At 70.8% G+C, this 17,711-nt stretch carries 18 protein-coding genes, 1 tRNA gene and 1 pseudogene; 3 read left to right on the top strand and 17 right to left on the bottom strand.

Annotation, left to right across the window (positions count from 1 at the left end; genetic code table 11):
* Positions 1–9: 9 nt before the first annotated feature.
* On the top strand, positions 10–384 hold the full coding sequence (locus tag ACFWM2_RS22295) for a nuclear transport factor 2 family protein (RefSeq protein WP_383282519.1): 375 nt from the start codon (positions 10–12) through the stop codon (positions 382–384).
* A 6-nt stretch (positions 385–390) separates the two neighbouring features.
* On the opposite strand, the gene ACFWM2_RS22290 is transcribed toward ACFWM2_RS22295, so the two are convergent.
* Complete coding sequence (locus tag ACFWM2_RS22290) at positions 391–606, bottom strand: hypothetical protein (protein WP_383282516.1); 216 nt, start codon at positions 604–606, stop codon at positions 391–393.
* A gap of 130 nt (positions 607–736) precedes the next feature.
* Positions 737–818, bottom strand: a tRNA-Tyr gene (locus ACFWM2_RS22285).
* 223 nt (positions 819–1,041) lie between these two features.
* On the opposite strand from ACFWM2_RS22285, the gene ACFWM2_RS22280 reads away from it, so the two are divergent.
* On the top strand, positions 1,042–1,530 hold the full coding sequence (locus ACFWM2_RS22280; protein WP_383282513.1) for a YajQ family cyclic di-GMP-binding protein: 489 nt from the start codon (positions 1,042–1,044) through the stop codon (positions 1,528–1,530).
* A 103-nt stretch (positions 1,531–1,633) separates the two neighbouring features.
* Here the strand turns inward: ACFWM2_RS22280 and ACFWM2_RS22275 are convergent, their stop codons facing one another.
* Positions 1,634–1,900 (bottom strand): GlsB/YeaQ/YmgE family stress response membrane protein, encoded by a 267-nt coding sequence (locus ACFWM2_RS22275; RefSeq protein ID WP_383282510.1) that lies wholly within the window; start codon positions 1,898–1,900, stop codon positions 1,634–1,636.
* A 163-nt stretch (positions 1,901–2,063) separates the two neighbouring features.
* Here ACFWM2_RS22275 and ACFWM2_RS22270 point away from each other — a divergent pair, with 163 nt between their 5' ends.
* The gene (locus ACFWM2_RS22270; RefSeq protein ID WP_383282507.1) at positions 2,064–3,413 is read left to right on the top strand and encodes an APC family permease; all 1,350 of its coding nucleotides are present in this window, start codon (positions 2,064–2,066) and stop codon (positions 3,411–3,413) included.
* Positions 3,414–3,573: 160 nt separating this feature from the next.
* Here ACFWM2_RS22270 and ACFWM2_RS22265 read toward each other — a convergent pair whose 3' ends face one another.
* From ACFWM2_RS22265 to ACFWM2_RS22200, 14 genes and pseudogenes are all read right to left on the bottom strand, one after another.
* Entirely contained in the window at positions 3,574–4,137 is a 564-nt protein-coding gene (locus tag ACFWM2_RS22265) for an SMI1/KNR4 family protein (RefSeq protein WP_383282504.1), read from the bottom strand.
* Positions 4,138–4,200: 63 nt separating this feature from the next.
* Complete coding sequence (locus tag ACFWM2_RS22260) at positions 4,201–5,379, bottom strand: barstar family protein (protein WP_383282501.1); 1,179 nt, start codon at positions 5,377–5,379, stop codon at positions 4,201–4,203.
* Positions 5,380–5,389: 10 nt separating this feature from the next.
* The gene (locus ACFWM2_RS22255; RefSeq protein ID WP_383282498.1) at positions 5,390–5,782 is read right to left on the bottom strand and encodes a YccF domain-containing protein; all 393 of its coding nucleotides are present in this window, start codon (positions 5,780–5,782) and stop codon (positions 5,390–5,392) included.
* Positions 5,779–6,642 carry a zinc metalloprotease HtpX gene (gene htpX / locus ACFWM2_RS22250; RefSeq protein ID WP_383282495.1) on the bottom strand — a complete coding sequence of 288 codons (864 nt, stop codon included), beginning with the start codon at positions 6,640–6,642 and terminating at the stop codon, positions 5,779–5,781. The genes ACFWM2_RS22255 and htpX overlap by 4 nt, the downstream gene beginning before the upstream one ends.
* Positions 6,643–6,841: 199 nt before the next feature.
* Positions 6,842–8,341: an NADH-quinone oxidoreductase subunit N gene (locus tag ACFWM2_RS22245; protein WP_383282492.1), complete on the bottom strand. Its 1,500-nt coding sequence runs from the start codon at positions 8,339–8,341 to the stop codon at positions 6,842–6,844.
* Positions 8,338–9,915 (bottom strand): NADH-quinone oxidoreductase subunit M, encoded by a 1,578-nt coding sequence (locus tag ACFWM2_RS22240; RefSeq protein ID WP_383282489.1) that lies wholly within the window; start codon positions 9,913–9,915, stop codon positions 8,338–8,340. The genes ACFWM2_RS22245 and ACFWM2_RS22240 overlap by 4 nt, the downstream gene beginning before the upstream one ends.
* A 6-nt stretch (positions 9,916–9,921) precedes the next feature.
* Complete coding sequence (locus ACFWM2_RS22235; RefSeq protein ID WP_383282487.1) at positions 9,922–11,913, bottom strand: NADH-quinone oxidoreductase subunit L; 1,992 nt, start codon at positions 11,911–11,913, stop codon at positions 9,922–9,924.
* Positions 11,910–12,302 (bottom strand): NADH-quinone oxidoreductase subunit NuoK, encoded by a 393-nt coding sequence (gene nuoK, locus ACFWM2_RS22230; RefSeq protein WP_383282484.1) that lies wholly within the window; start codon positions 12,300–12,302, stop codon positions 11,910–11,912. The genes ACFWM2_RS22235 and nuoK overlap by 4 nt, the downstream gene beginning before the upstream one ends.
* On the bottom strand, positions 12,302–13,000 hold the full coding sequence (locus ACFWM2_RS22225) for an NADH-quinone oxidoreductase subunit J (RefSeq protein ID WP_383282481.1): 699 nt from the start codon (positions 12,998–13,000) through the stop codon (positions 12,302–12,304). Before ACFWM2_RS22225 ends, nuoK begins: the two co-directional genes overlap by 1 nt.
* Positions 12,997–13,680 carry a NuoI/complex I 23 kDa subunit family protein gene (locus ACFWM2_RS22220; RefSeq protein WP_383282478.1) on the bottom strand — a complete coding sequence of 228 codons (684 nt, stop codon included), beginning with the start codon at positions 13,678–13,680 and terminating at the stop codon, positions 12,997–12,999. The genes ACFWM2_RS22225 and ACFWM2_RS22220 overlap by 4 nt, the downstream gene beginning before the upstream one ends.
* Positions 13,680–14,648, bottom strand: a complete 969-nt coding sequence (locus tag ACFWM2_RS22215; RefSeq protein ID WP_383282475.1) for an NADH-quinone oxidoreductase subunit H — start codon at positions 14,646–14,648, stop codon at positions 13,680–13,682. Before ACFWM2_RS22215 ends, ACFWM2_RS22220 begins: the two co-directional genes overlap by 1 nt.
* A complete protein-coding gene (locus tag ACFWM2_RS22210) occupies positions 14,645–16,159 on the bottom strand; it encodes an NADH-quinone oxidoreductase subunit C (RefSeq protein WP_383282472.1) in 1,515 nt (504 codons plus the stop codon). Before ACFWM2_RS22210 ends, ACFWM2_RS22215 begins: the two co-directional genes overlap by 4 nt.
* Before the next feature lie 233 nt (positions 16,160–16,392).
* Positions 16,393–17,031: pseudogene (locus ACFWM2_RS22205) on the bottom strand (NADH-quinone oxidoreductase subunit B); the annotation flags it as partial.
* Positions 17,022–17,459, bottom strand: a complete 438-nt coding sequence (locus tag ACFWM2_RS22200; RefSeq protein ID WP_383282469.1) for an NADH-quinone oxidoreductase subunit A — start codon at positions 17,457–17,459, stop codon at positions 17,022–17,024. The gene ACFWM2_RS22200 and the pseudogene ACFWM2_RS22205, both read right to left, overlap by 10 nt.
* Positions 17,460–17,711: the final 252 nt, after the last annotated feature.

Genomic DNA, 17,711 nt, shown 5'->3' with positions numbered 1-17,711 from the left:
CCGGCCGCGGTGACGACAGGCGTACCCGCCGCGCAGGAGGCCCTGCTGCGCCGCATGTACGAGGTCTTCAGCACCGACGAGCGCGACGAGTTCCTGGAGATCTGCCTGTCCTCGGACGTGGACTGGCCGAACGTCCTCGACGGCGTCCGCCTCCACGGCCGCGACGAGGTACACGCCTACTGGACGCGGCAGTTCGCGTCCGGCCACCCGCTCGTACGCCTGGAGGGGCTGCGCCTCGACGAGGACGGCGAGCGGGTGGCGGCCACCGTCCGACCGGGCCTGCGGGACGAGGCGGGCGAGCACTGGGCACCGGAGACCCTGGAGCACGTGTACCGCTTCGCCGCGGACGGCCTGGTGAACCGGATGGACGTACGCCTGCCCTGACCGCGGTCAGAACAGCGGGAGCTGCCCCGGGAACTCGGGCACGACATAGCCGTCGAGGGCGGGCTGGGCGGCTGCGCCGAGCTCTGCGTGTCTGCGCGACCCAGGGCACGACACCAGCTCGCCGCTCCCCCGCGCCCCACGCGGGTCGTGCCGCGCGAACCGCCCCGCGACCACAGCGATCTCGCGACGGCACTCGGGGCAGTTCCTGCGACGCGACGACATGAATCCAAGTGTGCCCGGTGATCACCGAAACTCAACGAGGACGGCCGCCGAGTCCGGAACCTCGCGCGAGCGCATGACAAAGGGCCCGTGACCTGCGTAGAGGGCAGGTCACGGGCCCTTTGTTCCCGTGTGGCGGCGCCAGGATTCGAACCTGGGAAGGCTAAGCCGGCAGATTTACAGTCTGCTCCCTTTGGCCGCTCGGGCACACCGCCGGGGTTTGCTGCCGTGAGGACCGCTTGAGGCGGTGCTCCGTGGCAACGACGTAAACGATACCTGATGCCCGGGGGTGCTCCGCCACCCGATTGATCAGCCCTCGGCGGGTAGGGGGTGGCTAGGCTTATGCGGGTGCGGCCCCAGCCCGATGCCGGGCTCGACGGCCGCCCCCTGCATCCCCATGCACCCCGATCCGCACCCCGATACAAGGAGCCACAGGACATGGCCGACTCCAGTTTCGACATCGTCTCGAAGGTCGAGCGGCAGGAGGTCGACAACGCCCTCAACCAGGCCGCCAAGGAGATCTCGCAGCGCTACGACTTCAAGAACGTGGGCGCCTCCATCTCCTGGTCCGGCGAGAAGATCCTGATGGAGGCGAACTCCGAGGAGCGGGTCAAGGCCATCCTCGATGTGTTCGAGACCAAGCTGATCAAGCGCGGGATCTCGCTGAAGGCGCTGGACGCCGGCGAGCCCCAGCTCTCCGGCAAGGAGTACAAGATCTTCGCGTCCATCGAGGAAGGCATCTCCCAGGAGAACGCCAAGAAGGTGGCGAAGATCATTCGCGATGAAGGTCCGAAGGGCGTGAAGGCGCAGGTCCAGGGCGACGAGCTGCGCGTCAGCTCGAAGAGCCGTGACGACCTGCAGGCCGTCCAGGCGCTGGTCAAGGGCAAGGACCTCGACTTCGCGCTGCAGTTCGTGAACTACCGGTAGTCCGCCAACCGCGGTCGACGGTTGGTTCGTTGCAGGTACGAGGAGGGCGGGCACCCTGGGTGCCCGCCCTCCTCGTCTGCCGGCTGCTGCTGTGGGTTCGCGCTCAGCGGCGCGAGTCGCCGAACAGGATGCGGTAGACGATCAACAGGACGAGCGAGCCGCCGATCGCGGCGGCCCAGGTGGCACCGTCGTAGAACTGCTTGCTGATCGGGTGGTCCAGCCAGCGGGCCGATATCCAGCCACCGATGAAGGCGCCCGCGACCCCGATGAGGGTCGTACCGATGAACCCGCCCGGGTCGCGTCCCGGCAGCAGGAACTTGGCGATGGCTCCGGCCAACAGCCCCAGAATGATCCAGCTGATGATGGTCATGCCGTGAACCTGCCTCTCCGTACTGTGCCTGCGCTGTACTCCTGCTCCGGCCAGTCTGTGTTCATGCGCGCAAGCCGCTGGTCGCGCTGGTGTTGGTGTCTTGTTGCCGGGGAGGACGTCTCCTCGGCGCCGGTCGGTTGCACTGATCAGTAGGGTGCGGCCCATGACACAGTCCGGTTCGGGACAGCACGGACAGCACGGGTCCGGTGAAGGGCAGGCGGCCGCCCCGCAGGGCGCTGGTGCGCGAGAGGCCGGGCGCACCGACGTGGACGCGCGCGACGCTGTGGAGCTGCGGCGGACGCTCGGGGTCGGCGACGCGGTCGTCATCGGGCTCGGCTCGATGGTCGGTGCCGGGATCTTCGCGGCCCTGGGTCCCGCGGCGCGGGCGGCCGGATCCGGAGTGCTGCTCGGGCTCGCCGTCGCCGCCGTGGTCGCCTACTGCAACGCGATGTCCTCGGCCCGCTTGGCAGCCCTGTATCCCGCCTCGGGCGGCACTTATGTCTACGGGCGCGAGCGGCTCGGGGCCTTCTGGGGATACCTGGCGGGCTGGTCGTTCGTCGTCGGGAAGACGGCCTCCTGTGCGGCGATGGCACTCACCGTGGGCGCCTATGTCTGGCCGGGTCAGGCGCATGCGGTGGCGGTCGGGGCCGTGGTCGCCCTGACCGTCGTGAACTACGGCGGCGTCCAGAAGTCGGCCTGGCTGACCCGGGTGATCGTGGCGGTGGTCCTCGCGGTCCTCGCTTCCGTGGTGGTCGTGTGTCTGAGCCCCGGCGCCTCGGACACCGGGCGGCTGGGCATCGGGCTCTCCCATGGCGTGGGCGGGGTGCTTCAGGCGGCCGGTCTGCTGTTCTTCGCGTTCGCCGGGTACGCGCGGATCGCGACCCTGGGTGAAGAGGTACGGGATCCCGCCCGCACCATCCCGCGCGCGATCCCATTGGCCCTCGGTATCGCACTGGTCGTGTACGCGGCCGTGGCCGTGGCGGTTCTCTCCGTGCTCGGTGCCGAGGGTCTCGGGCAGGCCTCGGCGCCACTGACCGATGCCGTACGGGCGGCGGGTGTCCCCGGGCTCGTGCCGGTGGTGCGAGTGGGCGCGGCCGTGGCCGCACTCGGCTCACTCCTGGCTCTGATCCTGGGTGTCTCCAGGACAACCCTGGCGATGGCGCGTGACCGGCATCTGCCGGGTGCCCTGGCCGCTGTGCACCCGCGCTTCCAGGTGCCCCATCGGGCGGAGCTGGCCGTGGGTCTGGTGGTCGCGGTGCTGGCCGCGACGGTGGATGTGCGGGGTGCCATCGGTTTCTCCTCCTTCGGGGTGCTGGCGTACTACGCGGTGGCCAACGCGTCCGCCTGGACGCTCCGTTCCGCTCCGGTCTCCCGGGTCCTGCCGGCCGTGGGGCTCATCGGGTGCGTGACTCTGGCGTTCGCGTTGCCGGGGGTGTCGGTGGTCGTGGGCGCGGCCGTACTGGCGGTGGGTGCGGCGGCGTACGGCATTCGGCAATGGGCGGCTTCGCGGTAGGCGAGCCTCGGAGTCCGAAGAACCGGGCGTGGGAACCGGGCCCAGGGACCTGGCGGGGGATCTGAACCTGGCCCGGGGAGTGGAGACCAGGCTTCAGGTTGCGGTTGGCAGGGCGCGAGCGACGAGTCGCCGAATACGGCAGCCGGCCGCGCCCCGTCGGCTACTGGGCCGCCGTAGCCGTGCGTATGCGGAAGTCGGGCCACGGGGTCATGTCCGCCCCGTCGTTGGACTCCTCGTACCAGCCGGTGCCGTCCAGCCACGTACGGAGCCAGTCGGCGAGACGGGGCGCGTCCACGAACCAGGCGGAGTCGGCGGTGTCGGCGTTCGGCTCGAAGAGCAGGACGGTGCCGTCCGGGCTGCGGCAGTCCACACAGGCGTACATTCCGCAGCCCCAGTGGGATATCGGCAGGACGCCCTCGGGCCAGGGCCAGTCGGGATCCTTGCGGCCGCTCTCGTGGTGCGACACATACTGCGGGACGACGGCCGGTTCGCCGGACGGGGGGCTGTCGAGCAGCGGCAACAGACCGTACTCCGGGCCGAATCCACCGTCTCCTATCCGCAGATAGAGCGCGGCGAGCAGCGGTGGCAGGGGAAAGCCCAGGGTCGCCTCGGCGCGGGCGATCACCGACGTGTCCACCGGCTCGGGGAGCGAAGGCCAGCCCCACGGGCGGGTGTTGCGGGCTGCCTGGGCAACCCGTGCCAGCAACTGCTCGATCTCGGTCATGGATTCATGATGCAGCGCGGCTCCGACAATCGGGCGGCCTGTGGACAACGGCTGCCGACGGCCTCAGCGGCCTGTGGAAAACCCTCGGGCGAGACGGACGTCGACGGTCGTCCCGGCGAAGAAGGCGAGCAGTTCCTCGAAGGTCGAAGGGCGGGAACCCGTGTGCGGGGTGACGCCGAGGCAGGTGCGGGCGACCTCGGCGTCGTGCCAGACCAGGGTGAACCGTCCCTCGGCTCCCCAGCCTCCGCGAAGGCATTCGGTCAGGGTGGCGAGGTCCTGGCCGAAGTATCCGCCGGGCCCGTTGACGGCTTCGCCGAGTGCGCAGAAGAAGCCGGGCTCGTCGGTGATGTGGCGGCCGTCGAGGTGATGCGTGGCGCCGGGCGGTGCGTCCGGACCGTCGTAGGTGCGGTTCGCCTGGGCTGTACGGAGCCAGAACCCCCGGGCTTCGGCGCCGCATCGCGCCCAGAGGTTGGGTTCCGTCGGGCGTCCTTCCCACCACAGGTCCCAGACCTCGGGGGCCGCCGTCGGGGGCCGTTCCGACCAGGGTTCGAGGGTGAGGTCGATCAGGCCGCGGCCGCGGGCGGAGGGGATCCAGGCGGTGAGTTCGCCCTCGACGGCGGGCTGGACGGCCCGGCCTCGGGCATCGAGGCGCAGCAGCGTGGCATGCCCCAGATCTTCCTCACCCGTGTCCAGTGCGGCGCGCAGGGCTCCTCTTGGCGAGCAGCCGAGCAACCGCAGCGGGGGTTCCGTCAGGTCGGACGGCTCCGCCCGCACATGCGCCATGTCCTTGCAGCCGCCGAGGTGTTCGCCGGTCGCGCCGCGGATGCGGTAGCCCGGGGAGTGCGGTGGGCGCTGCGGATGGTCGGACAGGTTGTGGACGGACTCGGACGCCTCGATGGTGACATCCCGCAGTGACAGGTCACGTGCGCAAGGAAGGTCCCCGAGGACGCGTACGTCCTCCAGGAACCAGTCGCCGGACTGCCGACCCCACTTGTCGAGGATCTCCAGGCCGAGGCGGCCGAGGGGCGCGGAGCCGTCGCTGCGCGCCCTGGTGAGGGCGATGCACAGTCCGCCCTCGGGCTCGCAGCCCAGCAGGGCGTAGGTCCCGCGCGCGGGAGGGGGCGGGTCCGCGCAGAGGTCCTCGGTGTCCGTGCACAGGGCCCAGGTGTCGGGGTGCTCCAGGGCGTCGTTGAATGCGGCTTCCCGGGCGTACGCCACCAGGGCGTACTTCGGCGGCCGCACCCCGACGGCCTCAGCGCGTCGCGAACGGCTCGTCCGTGGGCACGATTTCGCGTCCCAGGGGGAGCAATGAGACCGGGATGAGCTTGAAGTTGGCGATGCCGAAGGGGATGCCGATGATCGTGATGCACAGGGCGATGCCGGTCACGATGTGCGCGATGGCGAGCCACCAGCCCGCGAGCACCAGCCACAGCACGTTGCCCACGCAGGAGGGCGCGCCCGCGTCGCGGCGCTCGACCGTCGTATAGCCGAACGGCCACAGGGCGTAGATGCCGATGCGGAACGCGGCGATGCCGAACGGGATGCCGATGATGGTGACGCACAGCAGCACGCCCGCGAGCAGATACCCGAGGAACAGCCAGAAGCCGCTCAGGACGAGCCAGATGACGTTCAGGATTGTCTTCACTGGGGGCGACCTGCCATCTTTTCGAGCCGGGCGATGCGCTCCGCCATGGGCGGATGCGTGGAGAACATCTTCGACAGTCCCTGACCCGGGCGGAAGGGGTTCGCGATCATCATGTGGCTCGCCGTCTCGATGCGGCGCTCCGGGGGCAGCGGCAGCTGCTTGGTGCCGATGTCGAGCTTGCGCAGGGCGCTGGCGAGGGCGAGCGGGTCGCCGGTGAGCTGGGCGCCGGACGCGTCCGCCTCGTACTCCCTGGAGCGGCTGATCGCGAGCTGGATCAGGGACGCGGCGAGGGGACCCAGGATCATCACCAACAGCATGCCCAGGAGGCCCGGTCCGTCGTCGTCGTTCGAACGGCCGATCGGGATCAGCCAGGCGAAGTTGACCAGGAACATGATCACGGAGGCGAGGGCGCCGGCGACGGACGAGATCAGGATGTCGCGGTTGTAGACATGGCTGAGTTCGTGGCCGATGACGCCGCGCAGCTCGCGCTCGTCCAGCAGGCGGAGGATGCCTTCGGTGCAGCACACCGCCGCGTTGCGAGGGTTGCGGCCCGTCGCGAACGCGTTCGGCGCCTCGGTCGGTGAGATGTACAGGCGCGGCATGGGCTGACGGGCCTGGGTCGAGAGATCACGGACCATGCGGTACAGGGCCGGGGCCTCGAATTCGCTCACCGGGCGGGCGCGCATCGCGCGTAGCGCCAGCTTGTCACTGTTCCAGTACGCGTACGCGTTCGTACCGATCGCGATCACGAGGGCGATGATCAGGCCCGTACGCCCGAAGAAGCTGCCGATGACGATGATGAGTGCGGACAGTCCCCCGAGGAGTACGGCGGTCCTGAGCCCGTTGTGCCGGCGGTGCACGGTACGCCCTCCTAGTGGTGCGGCAGGGGGACCCTTGTCTGCTGCTGCGCTGCGTCCACTCTTCAGTGGACCCTCCCGTACTGGTCAACGCCAGGCGGAGAGCACTAGTTCCCTTGTGCGCGCGGCGCCGGGCGTGCGCCGTCCGGGTGATGGCGGACGGCCGTCACGCGCGCGTGCGGGCCGTTTCAGGCGGACGCGGTCAGAAGAGTCCGGTGGCCGAGAAGCGCAGGACCAGTTGGGGTGCCCCGGAGAGGGCGATGCCCAGAACCGCCGTCAGGGCGATCGCCGCCGTGAGCGGAGCCGGGACCCGGTGGGTGCCGGGCTCACCCTCGGGGGCGCGGAAGAGCAGGGTCGTCCACTGGAGGTAGTAGAAGAGCGCAATCACGACGTTGACGGCCATGACGACGGACAGCCAGCCGAGCCCCGCGTCGACGGCCGCCGAGAAGACCGTGACCTTGGCGAAGAGGCCGATGATGCCCGGTGGGAGCCCCGCCAGGCAGAGCAGGAAGAAGCCGAGGAACAGCGCGGAGAGGGGGCTCGCCGCGTACAGGCCCCGGTAGTCGCTGATGCGGTTCAGGGGGCTCGTACGGGCCACGAGGGCGGCCACGGCGAAGGCGCCGAGGTTCACCACGGCGTACATCAGGGCGTACGCGACGGTGGAGCCGATGGCCTTCTCGGCGTCCTTGGAGTAGGCGGCGGACGCGATCGGCACCAGGAGGTAGCCGGCCTGGCCGACGGAGGACCAGGCGAGCAGCCGTACCGCGCTGTACGCGCGCGTGGACTGCTGGCGCAGGGCGCCGACGTTGCCGACGGTCATGGTGAGGGCGGCCAGCACGGCGAGAGCGGGGCCCCAGACGTCCGCGTACGACGGGAAGGCGACGACGGTGACGAGGATCAGCCCGGAGAAGCCGACCGCCTTGCCGACGACCGACAAGTAGGCGGCGATCGGCAGGGGCGCCCCTACGTAGGTGTCGGGCACCCAGAAGTGGAAGGGCACCGCGGCGGTCTTGAAGGCGAAGCCCACGAGCGTGAGGACGACGCCGGTCTGGGCGAGCGTGTGGAACTGCCCGTCGACGTGCTGGATCTTGTCCGCGATCTCCGTGAGGTACAGCGAGCCGGTCGTGGCGTACACGAAGCTGACGCCCATCAGGCTGACCGCGGTCGCGGTGACCGAGGACAGGAAGAACTTCAGGGCGGCTTCGGAGGACTTCCTGTCGCCGTGCTTGATGCCGACCAGGGCGAAGGCGGGCAGGGAGGCGACTTCCAGGGCGACGATGAGGGTCGCGAGGTCGCGGGAGGCGGGCAACAGGGCGGCGCCGGCTGCGGAGGAGAGCAGCAGGAACCAGTACTCCCCTTCGGGGAGTCCCCTGTCGGCGTCCTTGAGGGCCGTGACCGACAGCAGGGCCGCGAGGAGCGCTCCGCCGAGGACCAGGAACTGGATGACGAGTGTGAACCGGTCCGCCGTATAGCTGCAGACGTTCGGGTCGCCGGTCAGGCAGAAGGTGGCGCGGTCGCCGTCCACGAGGGGCAGCAGCATGAGTGCGGAGGCGGCGAGTCCCGCCACCGACACCCAGCCGAGCAGCGCCTTCCTGTCGTCGCCGACGAAGAGGTCGGCGACGAGCACGACGAGTCCGACCACCGCGGTGATGGTGGGCGGCGCGATCGCGAGCCAGTCGACGGACTGGACCAGGGAGCTCATCGGGTGCCTCCTGCGAGGAGCTGCTGCACGGCCGGATCGGTGAGGCCGAGCAGTGCCTTGGGCCAGAGCCCGGCGACGACGGTGAGGACGACGAGCGGGGTCCAGGCCGCGAACTCGTAGTTCTGGACGTCGGCGAGGCGCGGGGCCTCCTGCTGCGGCACGGCGCCCATGCAGACCCGCCGCACGACGACGAGCATGTACGCGGCGGTGAGCAGGGTGCCGAAGGCGGCGATCGCCATGAACGTCAGATACGCGGGGCGGCTGAGGTCGTCGGCGGGCTTGAACGCGCCGAACAGGGCCAGCATTTCGCCCCAGAACCCGGCGAGCCCCGGCAGTCCGAGCGAGGCGACCGCGCCGAAGGCGAGCAGGCCGCCGAGGCGCGGGGCCTTGCCGTAGAGGGCCGCGCCGGTCTCCTGCGCGAGGGTGTCGAGGTCGGTGCTGCCCGTACGGTCCTTGAGGGCGCCGACCAGGAAGAACAGCAGGCCGGTGATGAGGCCGTGGGCGATGTTGGCGAACAGCGCGCCGTTCACTCCGGTCGGGGTCATCGTCGAGATGCCGAGCAGGACGAAGCCCATGTGGCCGACGGAGGAGTACGCGATGAGGCGCTTGAGATCCCCCTTCGCGCCCTGCTTGGCGAGCGCGAGGCAGGCGAGGGATCCGTAGATGATGCCCACCACCGCGAGCGCCGCGAGGTAGGGCGCGAACGTGTGCATCCCATCCGGCGCGACAGGAAGGAGGATTCGGACGAAACCGTACGTACCCATCTTCAGCAGGACGCCGGCCAGCAGGACCGAGCCGACGGTGGGCGCGGCGGTGTGGGCATCCGGCAGCCAGCTGTGCAAAGGCCACATCGGCGTCTTGACCGCGAGCCCGATTCCGATCGCCAAAACGGCGATGACCTGCACGGATGTGGTCAGCCCACGGCCATTGTCAGTGGCGAGTGCCACCATGTCGAATGTGCCCGCCTTGATTCCGATCAGGAGCAGGCCCAGCAACATCACGACGGAACCGAGCAGTGTGTAAAGGATGAACTTCCAGGCAGCGGCCTGCCGTTGCGCACCGCCCCAGCAGGCGATGAGGAAGTACATCGGAATGAGCACCATCTCGAACGCAAGGAAGAACAGCAGCAGATCGAGGACGGCGAAGGTCGCGAGGGTGCCGGACTCGAGGACGAGCACCAGCGCGACGAAAGCCTTCGGGGTGGGGCCCGCGGGCATCTTGAAGTAGCTGTACAGCGCGCAGAGGAAGGTCAGCAGCGCGGTCAGGACGAGAAGGGGGAGGGAAATGCCGTCGATGCCGAGGTGGATGCGCACGTCGAGTGCGGGAATCCAGTTGATGTCCGTCGTGGCCTGCATCTTTGACGGATGGTCGTGGTCGAAGCCGAGCGCGAGGACGATCGCGGCGATGAGCACCGCGCCGGTGACGACCACCCCGTGCCGCAGCACGGCCTGGTCGGGCGACTTCCCCTTCAGCCCGGGCGGAGCCGGCAGAAGAGCCAGTGCGGCGCCGATGAGCGGGCCGACGACGATGAATGCCAGAAGGATCTGCATCACGGATTCGCTGATATCGATCACGCCTGCTCACGCTCCCGTGGCGACGAGGAGAACGGCGACCGTCAGGACGACGGTGCCGGCGAGCAGCGCGCTCACATAGGTCTGCACATTGCCGGTCTGGGCGCGCCGCACGGCCGAGCCGAGCCAGCGCGGCAGGGCGCCCGCACCCCGTACGTAGGTGTCGACGACCTCGCGGTCGAGGAACCGGACGAGTGTGGCGCCGGCCTGGACCGGGCGGACGAACAGCGCCGAGTACACGGCGTCCAGGTGGAAGCCGACGGCCGCGTGGCGGTGCAGCGGGCCGAGCAGCAGCCGTCCGGGATCCGCCGGGTCGGCCGCGTAGGCCACGTCACCGAAGACCGGCGCGTGGGCCGCGATGGCCTCGGCCTCGACCTGACCCGCGTCGGCATCGGGGTGGGCCACGACCGCACCGAGTGGGACGCGGGCCGCGAGTGACGTGGTGTGCCGCCAGGCGCCGTAGGTGACGATTCCGCCGACCAGGGCGAGCCCTGTACCGAGGACGGAGGTGGTGAGGACCGGAGTCAGGTCGCGCCCGTCGAACCAGTCGGGCAGCGGGCCGTAGAGCAGACCGAAGACGAGTGACGGGACGGCCAGGACCCACAGGACGACGGTCATGGTGAGGGGCTGCCTGCCGTGGTCGGGGGCGTCGGCTCCATGGCCGCGGAAGGCGAGCAGCCAGAGGCGGGTCGCGTACGCGGCGGTGAGCACGGCCGTGACCAGGCCGGCGACGAGGACGATCCAGCCCGCGGTACCGGGCGCGTGCTCGGTGTGGCCGGTGGCGACGTGCTCGGCGGCGCCGAGTACGGCTTCCTTGGAGAAGAAGCCGCTGAAGGGCGGGATCGCGGTGAGTGCGAGAAGCGCCACGGTCATCGTCCAGTAGGCGTCGGGGACGCGGGCGCGCAGGTCCTTCATCCGGGACATGACGGCCAGCGAGTTGGTGCCGGAGGCGTGGATGATCACGCCCGCGGCGAGGAACAGCAGCGCCTTGAAGGCGCCGTGCGACAGGAGGTGGAAGACGGCGGCACCACGGTCGCCGACGGCGAGGGCGCCGGTCATGTAGCCGAGCTGGCCGATCGTCGAGTACGCGAGGACGCGCTTGATGTCGTCCTGGGCGAGCGCGGCGAGCGCGGAGCCGGCCATCGTGACCGCGGCCATGACGGCGAGCACGACCATGGCGGCCGACGAGGCCTGGAAGACGGGGAGGAGCCGGGCGATGAAGTAGACACCAGCGGCGACCATCGTCGCGGCGTGGATCAGCGCGGAGACGGGTGTGGGGCCCGCCATCGCGTCGGGCAGCCAGGTGTGCAGCGGGAACTGCGCCGACTTGCCCGCCACGCCGGCGAGGAGCAGCAGGGCGATCAGCGTCGGATGGTGCAGTCCGCCGCTCGCGACGGTGCCGAGGACCGTGGTGATGCGGAAGGACCCGGCGTCGGTGGCGAGCGCGAACAGGCCGATGAGGAAGGGGACATCGCCGAGCTTGGTGACCAGGAAGGCCTTGATCGAGGCGGCGCGGGCCTCGGGGGTCTCCCAGTAGTGGCCGACCAGGAAGTACGAGCAGATGCCCATGATCTCCCAGCCGACCAGGAGCACGATCAGGTCGCCGGAGTAGACGACGAGCAGCATCGCGGAGGTGAAGAGGGAGACGAGAGCGGCGTACGAGGCATAGCGCGGGTCGTCGCGCAGGTAGCCCGTCGAGTAGATCTGCACGCAGGACGCCACCAGGGTGACCAGGACGGCGACGAGAGCGGCGAAGCCGTCGATGTGCAGGGCGAGTTCGATCGGGACCGAGCCGGTGGGTGTCAGCTCGGTGGCGGCGTCGATGGCCTGATCGCCGCCCTGGCGTACGGCGACGAGCACGGCGACGACGAGCGAGGTGAGGGTGGGGAGTACGCCGAGGGGGCGGACGTAGCCGGGGGCGGTGCGGCCCAGGAGGAGGCCGGCCGCGGCGCCCAGGAACGGAAGGAGGGGGACGAGGACGGCGAGGGTGGTCGTGGTCACGCGGTGGCCTCAGCCTTCTCGGCCGTGGTGGGCGCGGCGGGCCCTGGGCTGTCGCCGTCGGGGCCGCTGCCGGTCTCGGCGGTGTCGCGGAGCTTGTCGATGTCCGAGGTGCCGCGGTTGCGGTACACGGCGAGGACGATCGCCAGGCCGATGCCGATCTCGGCGGCGGCGATGGCGATGGTGAAGAGGGTCAGTGCCTGGCCGGAGTGGAGCGTGTCGCGGGCGGCCTTGGAGAGCCAGATGTCGAAGGCGACGAGGTTCAGGTTGACGGCGTTGAGCATCAGCTCGACGGACATCAGGACCAGGATCGCGTTGCGGCGCGCGAGGACTCCGTACAGGCCCGTGCAGAACAGGAGGGCGGAGAGCACGGCGGGATAGACGAGGTGCATCAGCGGGTCCCTTCCTTGGCCGGGGGCAGCTCGTCCGGTGCGGTCGGGCCGACGGCGGTGCGGCTCGGGGGCAGCTTGCCCGAGGGCGCGCCCGGCGTCGTACGGGCCGGTGCGGCCTTGTCCGCGGCCGTCTTGCGGGACAGCACGATCGCGCCGACGAGGGCGGCGAGGAGCAGGACCGAGAGGGCCTCGAAGGGGAGCACCCAGTTCTGGAAGAGGCTCTGGCCGGCCACGGCGGTGGAACCCGCGGCGGCGCCGTCCAGGTCGATCCAGGTCGACCGGAAGGCGTCGACGACGACCCACACCAGGGCGGCGGCCGCGGCTACGGCCACCGTCAGGGCGGCCCAGCGGTTGGCGGAGTCGGCGTCCGGGGAGCGGCCGATGGGAGCCCTGGTGAGCATCAGACCGAACAGCAGGAGGACGACGACGGAACCGACGTAGATGAGGACCTGCACCCAGGCGACGAACTCGGCGGTGAGCAGGAGGTATTCGACGGCGAGTCCGCCGAGCGCGACCACCAGCCACAGGGCGGCATGCACCAGCTGCTTGGTGGTGACGGTCACGATCGCGGCGCCGAAGGTGACGAGGCCTACGAGGAGGAAGGCGATCTCGACGCCGGTCGGGGAGAGGAAGCCGTGGTGGCCGGCGGCGGCGGTCGTGGCGCGCGCCGCGGCGGCCGTGGCTGCTGCGAGGCTCACGACTCACCCTCCTGCGGCTCGGTGGACTCGGGCTGCCCGGTGGGGCCGGGTTGTTCCGTGGATCCGGGCCGCTCCGTGGATCCGGGCTGCTCGGTGGATCCGGGCTGCTCGCTGGGCGCCGTTTGTGCGGCCGCTTGTTCGGCTTGTGCGGCCGCGTGTTCGGCGGCGAGCTTCTCGGCGGTCTTGCGGGCGGCGGCGATCTCCTTCGGTTCCTCGGCGCCGGGGTCGAGGGCGGGCGGCGCGGGGACCGTCCACATCCACTCGCGGAGCTTGTCGCGCTCGTGGGTGAGTTCGCGGATGTCGGTCTCGGCGTACTCGAACTCCGGGGACCAGAACAGGGCGTCGAAGGGGCACACCTCGATGCAGATACCGCAGTACATGCAGAGGGAGAAGTCGATGGCGAAGCGGTCGAGGACGTTGCGGCTGCGCTCGCGGCCGCCCGCGGCGGCGGGCGGGACCGTCTCCTTGTGGGAGTCGATGTAGATGCACCAGTCCGGGCACTCGCGGGCGCACAGCATGCAGACCGTGCAGTTCTCCTCGAAGAGACCGATGACGCCGCGGGTGCGGGGCGGGAGGTCGGGCTGGACGTTCGGGTACTGCTCGGTGACGGTCTTCTTCGTCATCGTGCGCAGGGTGACGGCCAGGCCCTTGGCGAGGCCGGAGCCGGGAATGGGGGCCATTAGGAGATCACCACCTTGACGATGCCGGTGAGGGCGATCTGGGCGAGGGAGAGCGGGACGAGGAGGGTCCAGGAGAGTTTCTGGAGCTGGTCCTCGCGCAGCCGGGGGTAGGTGACGCGCAGCCAGATCACGACGAAGGCGAGGATCGCGGACTTCAGCAGGGTCCAGACCCAGCCGAGGCCGTCGGCACCCCAGGGGCCGTGCCAGCCGCCCAGGAAGAGGACGGTGGTCAGGCCGCACAGGACGACGATTCCGGCGTATTCGGCAAGCAGGAACAGAGCGAAGCGGAGGCCCGTGTACTCGGTGTACGCGCCGAAGATGATCTCGGAGTCGGCGACGGGCATGTCGAAGGGCGGGCGCTGGAGTTCGGCGAGTCCGGCCACGAAGAAGACGATCGCGCCGACGATCTGCCAGGGCAGCCACCACCACTCGAAGGCGTCGAGGATGCCCGGGAGGGAGACGGTGCCCGCTGCCATCGCGACCGAGGCGGCGGTGAGCAGCATCGGGAGTTCGTACGCGAGGAGTTGCGCCGCGGTACGCAGGCCGCCGAGGAGGGAGAACTTGTTGGCGGAGGCCCAGCCGGCCATCAGTGAGCCGAGGACGCCCACGCCCATCACGGCGAGGACGAAGAAGATGCCCGCGTCGACGACCTCGCCGACGGCGCCCTCGCCCGGGCCGATCGGGATGGCGAGAAGGACGAGGAGGTAAGGGAGGAGGGCGACGGCGGGGGCGAGCTGGAAGATACGGCGGTCCGCGCCCGCCGGCACGATGTCTTCCTTCTGTGCGAACTTCACGCCGTCCGCGACGAGTTGGGCCCAGCCGTGGAAGCCGCCCGCGTACATCGGGCCCAGGCGGCCCTGCATGTGGGCCATCACCTTGTGCTCGGTCTGACCCACGATCAGCGGGAAGGTCAGGAACACGACGAAGACGACGAGGAGTCGCAGGGCGACATCCAGAACGTCGTTCACTGCGTGCCTCCTGCGGGGTCGTCGGGGGTCGGTTCGGGGGCGGGCTTGGTCCGACGCTCGGGGCCGGGCCCGGACTCGGGTTTGGGCCCGCCCCCGGTCCCGGGCTCGCGTTCGGAGTCGGTCCTGGGCCGGGGTCCACCTTCGGAGTCGGCGCTGGGCCGGGGTCCACCTTCGGAGTCGGTCCTGGGCTGGGGCTTGGTCCCGGGTTCGGGCCCACGCTCCGGCTCCGGCTTGGTCCCAGGCTCCGGCTCCGGCTCCGGCTCGGACCCAGACTCCGGCTCGGACCCACGCTCAGGGTCGGGCTCGGACCCACGCTCGGGCTCGGGCTCGGGCCTGGCTCCAGGCCCGGGCCCACGCTCAGGGTCGGGCTCGGGCTCGGGCCTGGCTCCAGGCCCGGACCCACGCTCAGGACCGGACTCGGGCTTGGTCCCAGACCCCGGCTCAGCCCGAGTTTCCGGCTCGTCATAGGCCGGGCGGGCGTGGTGCCACGGGGCGTCCGAACTCTCCCGAGCTGACTCCGCCGCTGTGTCGTTCGCCTCGCGCGGCACGCCCGTACCGGCCTCCGCTCCTTGGCTCGCTGAGCCCTCGCTCGCACTGCGTGCCCGGCGCGGGGTGGCTGCCGTACCTGCCTCGGCGCCCTGGCTCGCTGAACCCTCGCTCGCGCTGGGTGCCCGGCGCGGGGTGGCCGCCGTACCCGCCTCCGCTCCCTGGCTCACCGACCCCTCGCTCGCGCTGGGTGCCCGGCGCGGGGTGGGCGCCGTAGCGCTGTCGGCTCCCTGGCTGACCGAACCCTCCTCCGCGCTGCGGGCGCGGCGAGGGGTGGTCGGGGGTGCCGCCGGTGGCTGGCTGGCGGAGCCCTCGCCGGCTGTGCGGGCGCGGCGGGCCGGACGGTCGCCCGCGGCGGCGCGGCCGGCGCCTCGGGCCGGGCGGGCCGGGGCGGGTGGGAGCTGGCCCTTGAGGGGGCCCCACTCGTTGGGGTCGGGGACGCCCGGCGGGAGCATCTGGCGGCGCTTCGGACCGCCGTGTTCCGACTCGCCGGGCTCCTTCGCACCGGGCCAGGCCTTCGCCACGCGGGCGGCGAGGACGAAGTCCTTGCGCAGGGGGTGGCCCTCGAAGCCGTCGGGCAGCAGCAGCGGGTCCAGGCCGGGGTGGCCCTCGAAGGTCACGCCGAACATTTCGTGGGTCTCGCGCTCGTGCCAGGCGGCGCCCGCGTAGACGTCGACGGCCGACGACAGGACGGGGGCGGAGTGCGGGACGGTCGTCCGGACGAGCAGGCGCCGTACCGGGGAGAGCGCCACGACGTGGGCCGAGACGTGGAAGCCCGTGCCCGGTTCGTCTACCGCGCTGAGCCAGTCGAAGTAGGTGCAGTGGAGGGCGTCGCGTGCCGTCGCAAGGGCGGCGGTCCAGGACGCCGGCGGTACGTCGACCGTGAGGACCTCGTACGACTCCTCGGCGGTGGCCTCCGGGCCGAAGAGTTCCTCGACGGGGGCGGGGAGCCAACCGGTGGTCATCGGCTGTCCCCCTCGGCCGGCGGCTGCTCCGGGGCGGGGGCCTCACCCACGACTGGCCCCTCACCCACAGCCGAACCCGAACCCGAACCCGATCCCGCAGCCGGACCCGCAGGCGAACCCGATCCCGAACCCGAACCCGACGCCGAACCCGACCCCACACCCGAACCCGGACCCGCAGCCGAACCCGACACCGGACCCGACCCCACACCCGAACCCGACACCGAGTCCGACACCGAACCCGAACCCGACCCCGGAGCCGGCGCCCCCGCCCCCAAAGCCGTCGCCCCCGGCACCGGCGGCCGCACCAGGTCGCTCTGGAGCGCGGCGACGGAGGGCCGGTCCGACCCGTAGCGCTCGCTCAGCGACTCGCGGGCGATCTTCTCCTGGAGCTTCAGGATCCCCTGGAGCAGGGCTTCCGGGCGGGGCGGGCAGCCCGGTACATAGACGTCGACCGGGATGATCTGGTCGACGCCCTTGGTCACGGAGTAGGAATCCCAGTACGGGCCGCCGCAGTTGGAGCAGGCGCCGAAGGAGATGACGTACTTGGGCTCGGGCATCTGCTCGTACAGGCGCTTCACGGCCGGGGCCATCTTGTCCGTGACCGTGCCGGAGACGACCATCAGGTCGGCCTGGCGCGGACCGGGCGCGAAGGGGATGACACCGAGGCGAATGAAGTCGTGCCGGGCCATCGACGCGGCGATGAACTCGATCGCGCAGCAGGCGAGACCGAAGTTGAAGACCCAGAGGCTGTAGCGGCGGCCCCAGTTGAGGACCACCTTCATCGGCTCGGGGGCCAGGCGGCTGAGCACGCCCAGCCGCTTCGGCTCGGGAAGCGGCACCGGCTGCCGGGCCGGCTCCGGGGTCACGTCCATGTGAGGACGCCCTTCTTGTATGCGTACAGCAGGCCCACGGTCAGGAAGCCGAGGAAGATGAACATCTCCACGAGCGTCGTCGCGCCGTAGCCGGCCCGGGCGAAGACGGTCGCCCACGGGAACAGGAAGATCGAGTCCACCGCGAAGATCACGTACAGAAACGCGTAGACGTAGTAGCGGACCTGGGTGTGGGCCCAGCCCTCGCCCACGGGGTCGACGCCGCACTCGTAGGTGAGCAGTTTCTCGGGCGTCGGGACGACGGGGCGCAGCAGGCGTCCGGCGCCGAAGGCGACGGCGACGAAGAGCACGCCGACCAGGGCGAGCAGTCCGACGACGGAATACGACTGGAAGTAGTCCACAGCGACCACGGCCCCGGTGGCCCCGGTGTCCACGGTCCCGGTCTGCGCGACAACGGTCGGTTCCGGCACGTCCGCCCCTCGCTCTCTGACCTCGTGGTCCTCAAGAACCTCGTCTTCGACGATCTGTACGCACGGGAGTCTAGGGCCTGCTAAAGAAACGGTAAGCAGCCCGTCACGCCTCGGCACGGGCGGGGGGGCCGGGCCGTACCGCACGACGACGAGCCGCGGGGGCCGGCCCGGCCTGCCTCGGGGAACGCGGCGGGTTCGGTTCCGGGAACCGCTCGGGGTGGGGTTTTCCCCAGGGGATCCGGGCGGCCCACC

The organism is Streptomyces sp. NPDC058371, assembly GCF_042723265.1.
Taxonomy (GTDB): domain Bacteria; phylum Actinomycetota; class Actinomycetes; order Streptomycetales; family Streptomycetaceae; genus Streptomyces.
Note: the sequence above shows the minus strand (reverse complement) of the source record. Positions and strands in the feature narration are given on the sequence as shown.

Coding starts and splice junctions, on each gene's coding strand:
- ACFWM2_RS22290 (WP_383282516.1), bottom strand. CDS start 606: ATGTCGTCGCGTCGCAGGAACTGCCCCGAGTGCCGTCGCGAGATCGCT.
- ACFWM2_RS22210 (WP_383282472.1), bottom strand. CDS start 16,159: ATGACCACCGGTTGGCTCCCCGCCCCCGTCGAGGAACTCTTCGGCCCG.
- ACFWM2_RS22270 (WP_383282507.1), top strand. CDS start 2,064: ATGACACAGTCCGGTTCGGGACAGCACGGACAGCACGGGTCCGGTGAA.
- ACFWM2_RS22245 (WP_383282492.1), bottom strand. CDS start 8,341: ATGAGCTCCCTGGTCCAGTCCGTCGACTGGCTCGCGATCGCGCCGCCC.
- nuoK (WP_383282484.1), bottom strand. CDS start 12,302: ATGCACCTCGTCTATCCCGCCGTGCTCTCCGCCCTCCTGTTCTGCACG.
- ACFWM2_RS22280 (WP_383282513.1), top strand. CDS start 1,042: ATGGCCGACTCCAGTTTCGACATCGTCTCGAAGGTCGAGCGGCAGGAG.
- ACFWM2_RS22275 (WP_383282510.1), bottom strand. CDS start 1,900: ATGACCATCATCAGCTGGATCATTCTGGGGCTGTTGGCCGGAGCCATC.
- ACFWM2_RS22220 (WP_383282478.1), bottom strand. CDS start 13,680: ATGGCCCCCATTCCCGGCTCCGGCCTCGCCAAGGGCCTGGCCGTCACC.
- ACFWM2_RS22265 (WP_383282504.1), bottom strand. CDS start 4,137: ATGACCGAGATCGAGCAGTTGCTGGCACGGGTTGCCCAGGCAGCCCGC.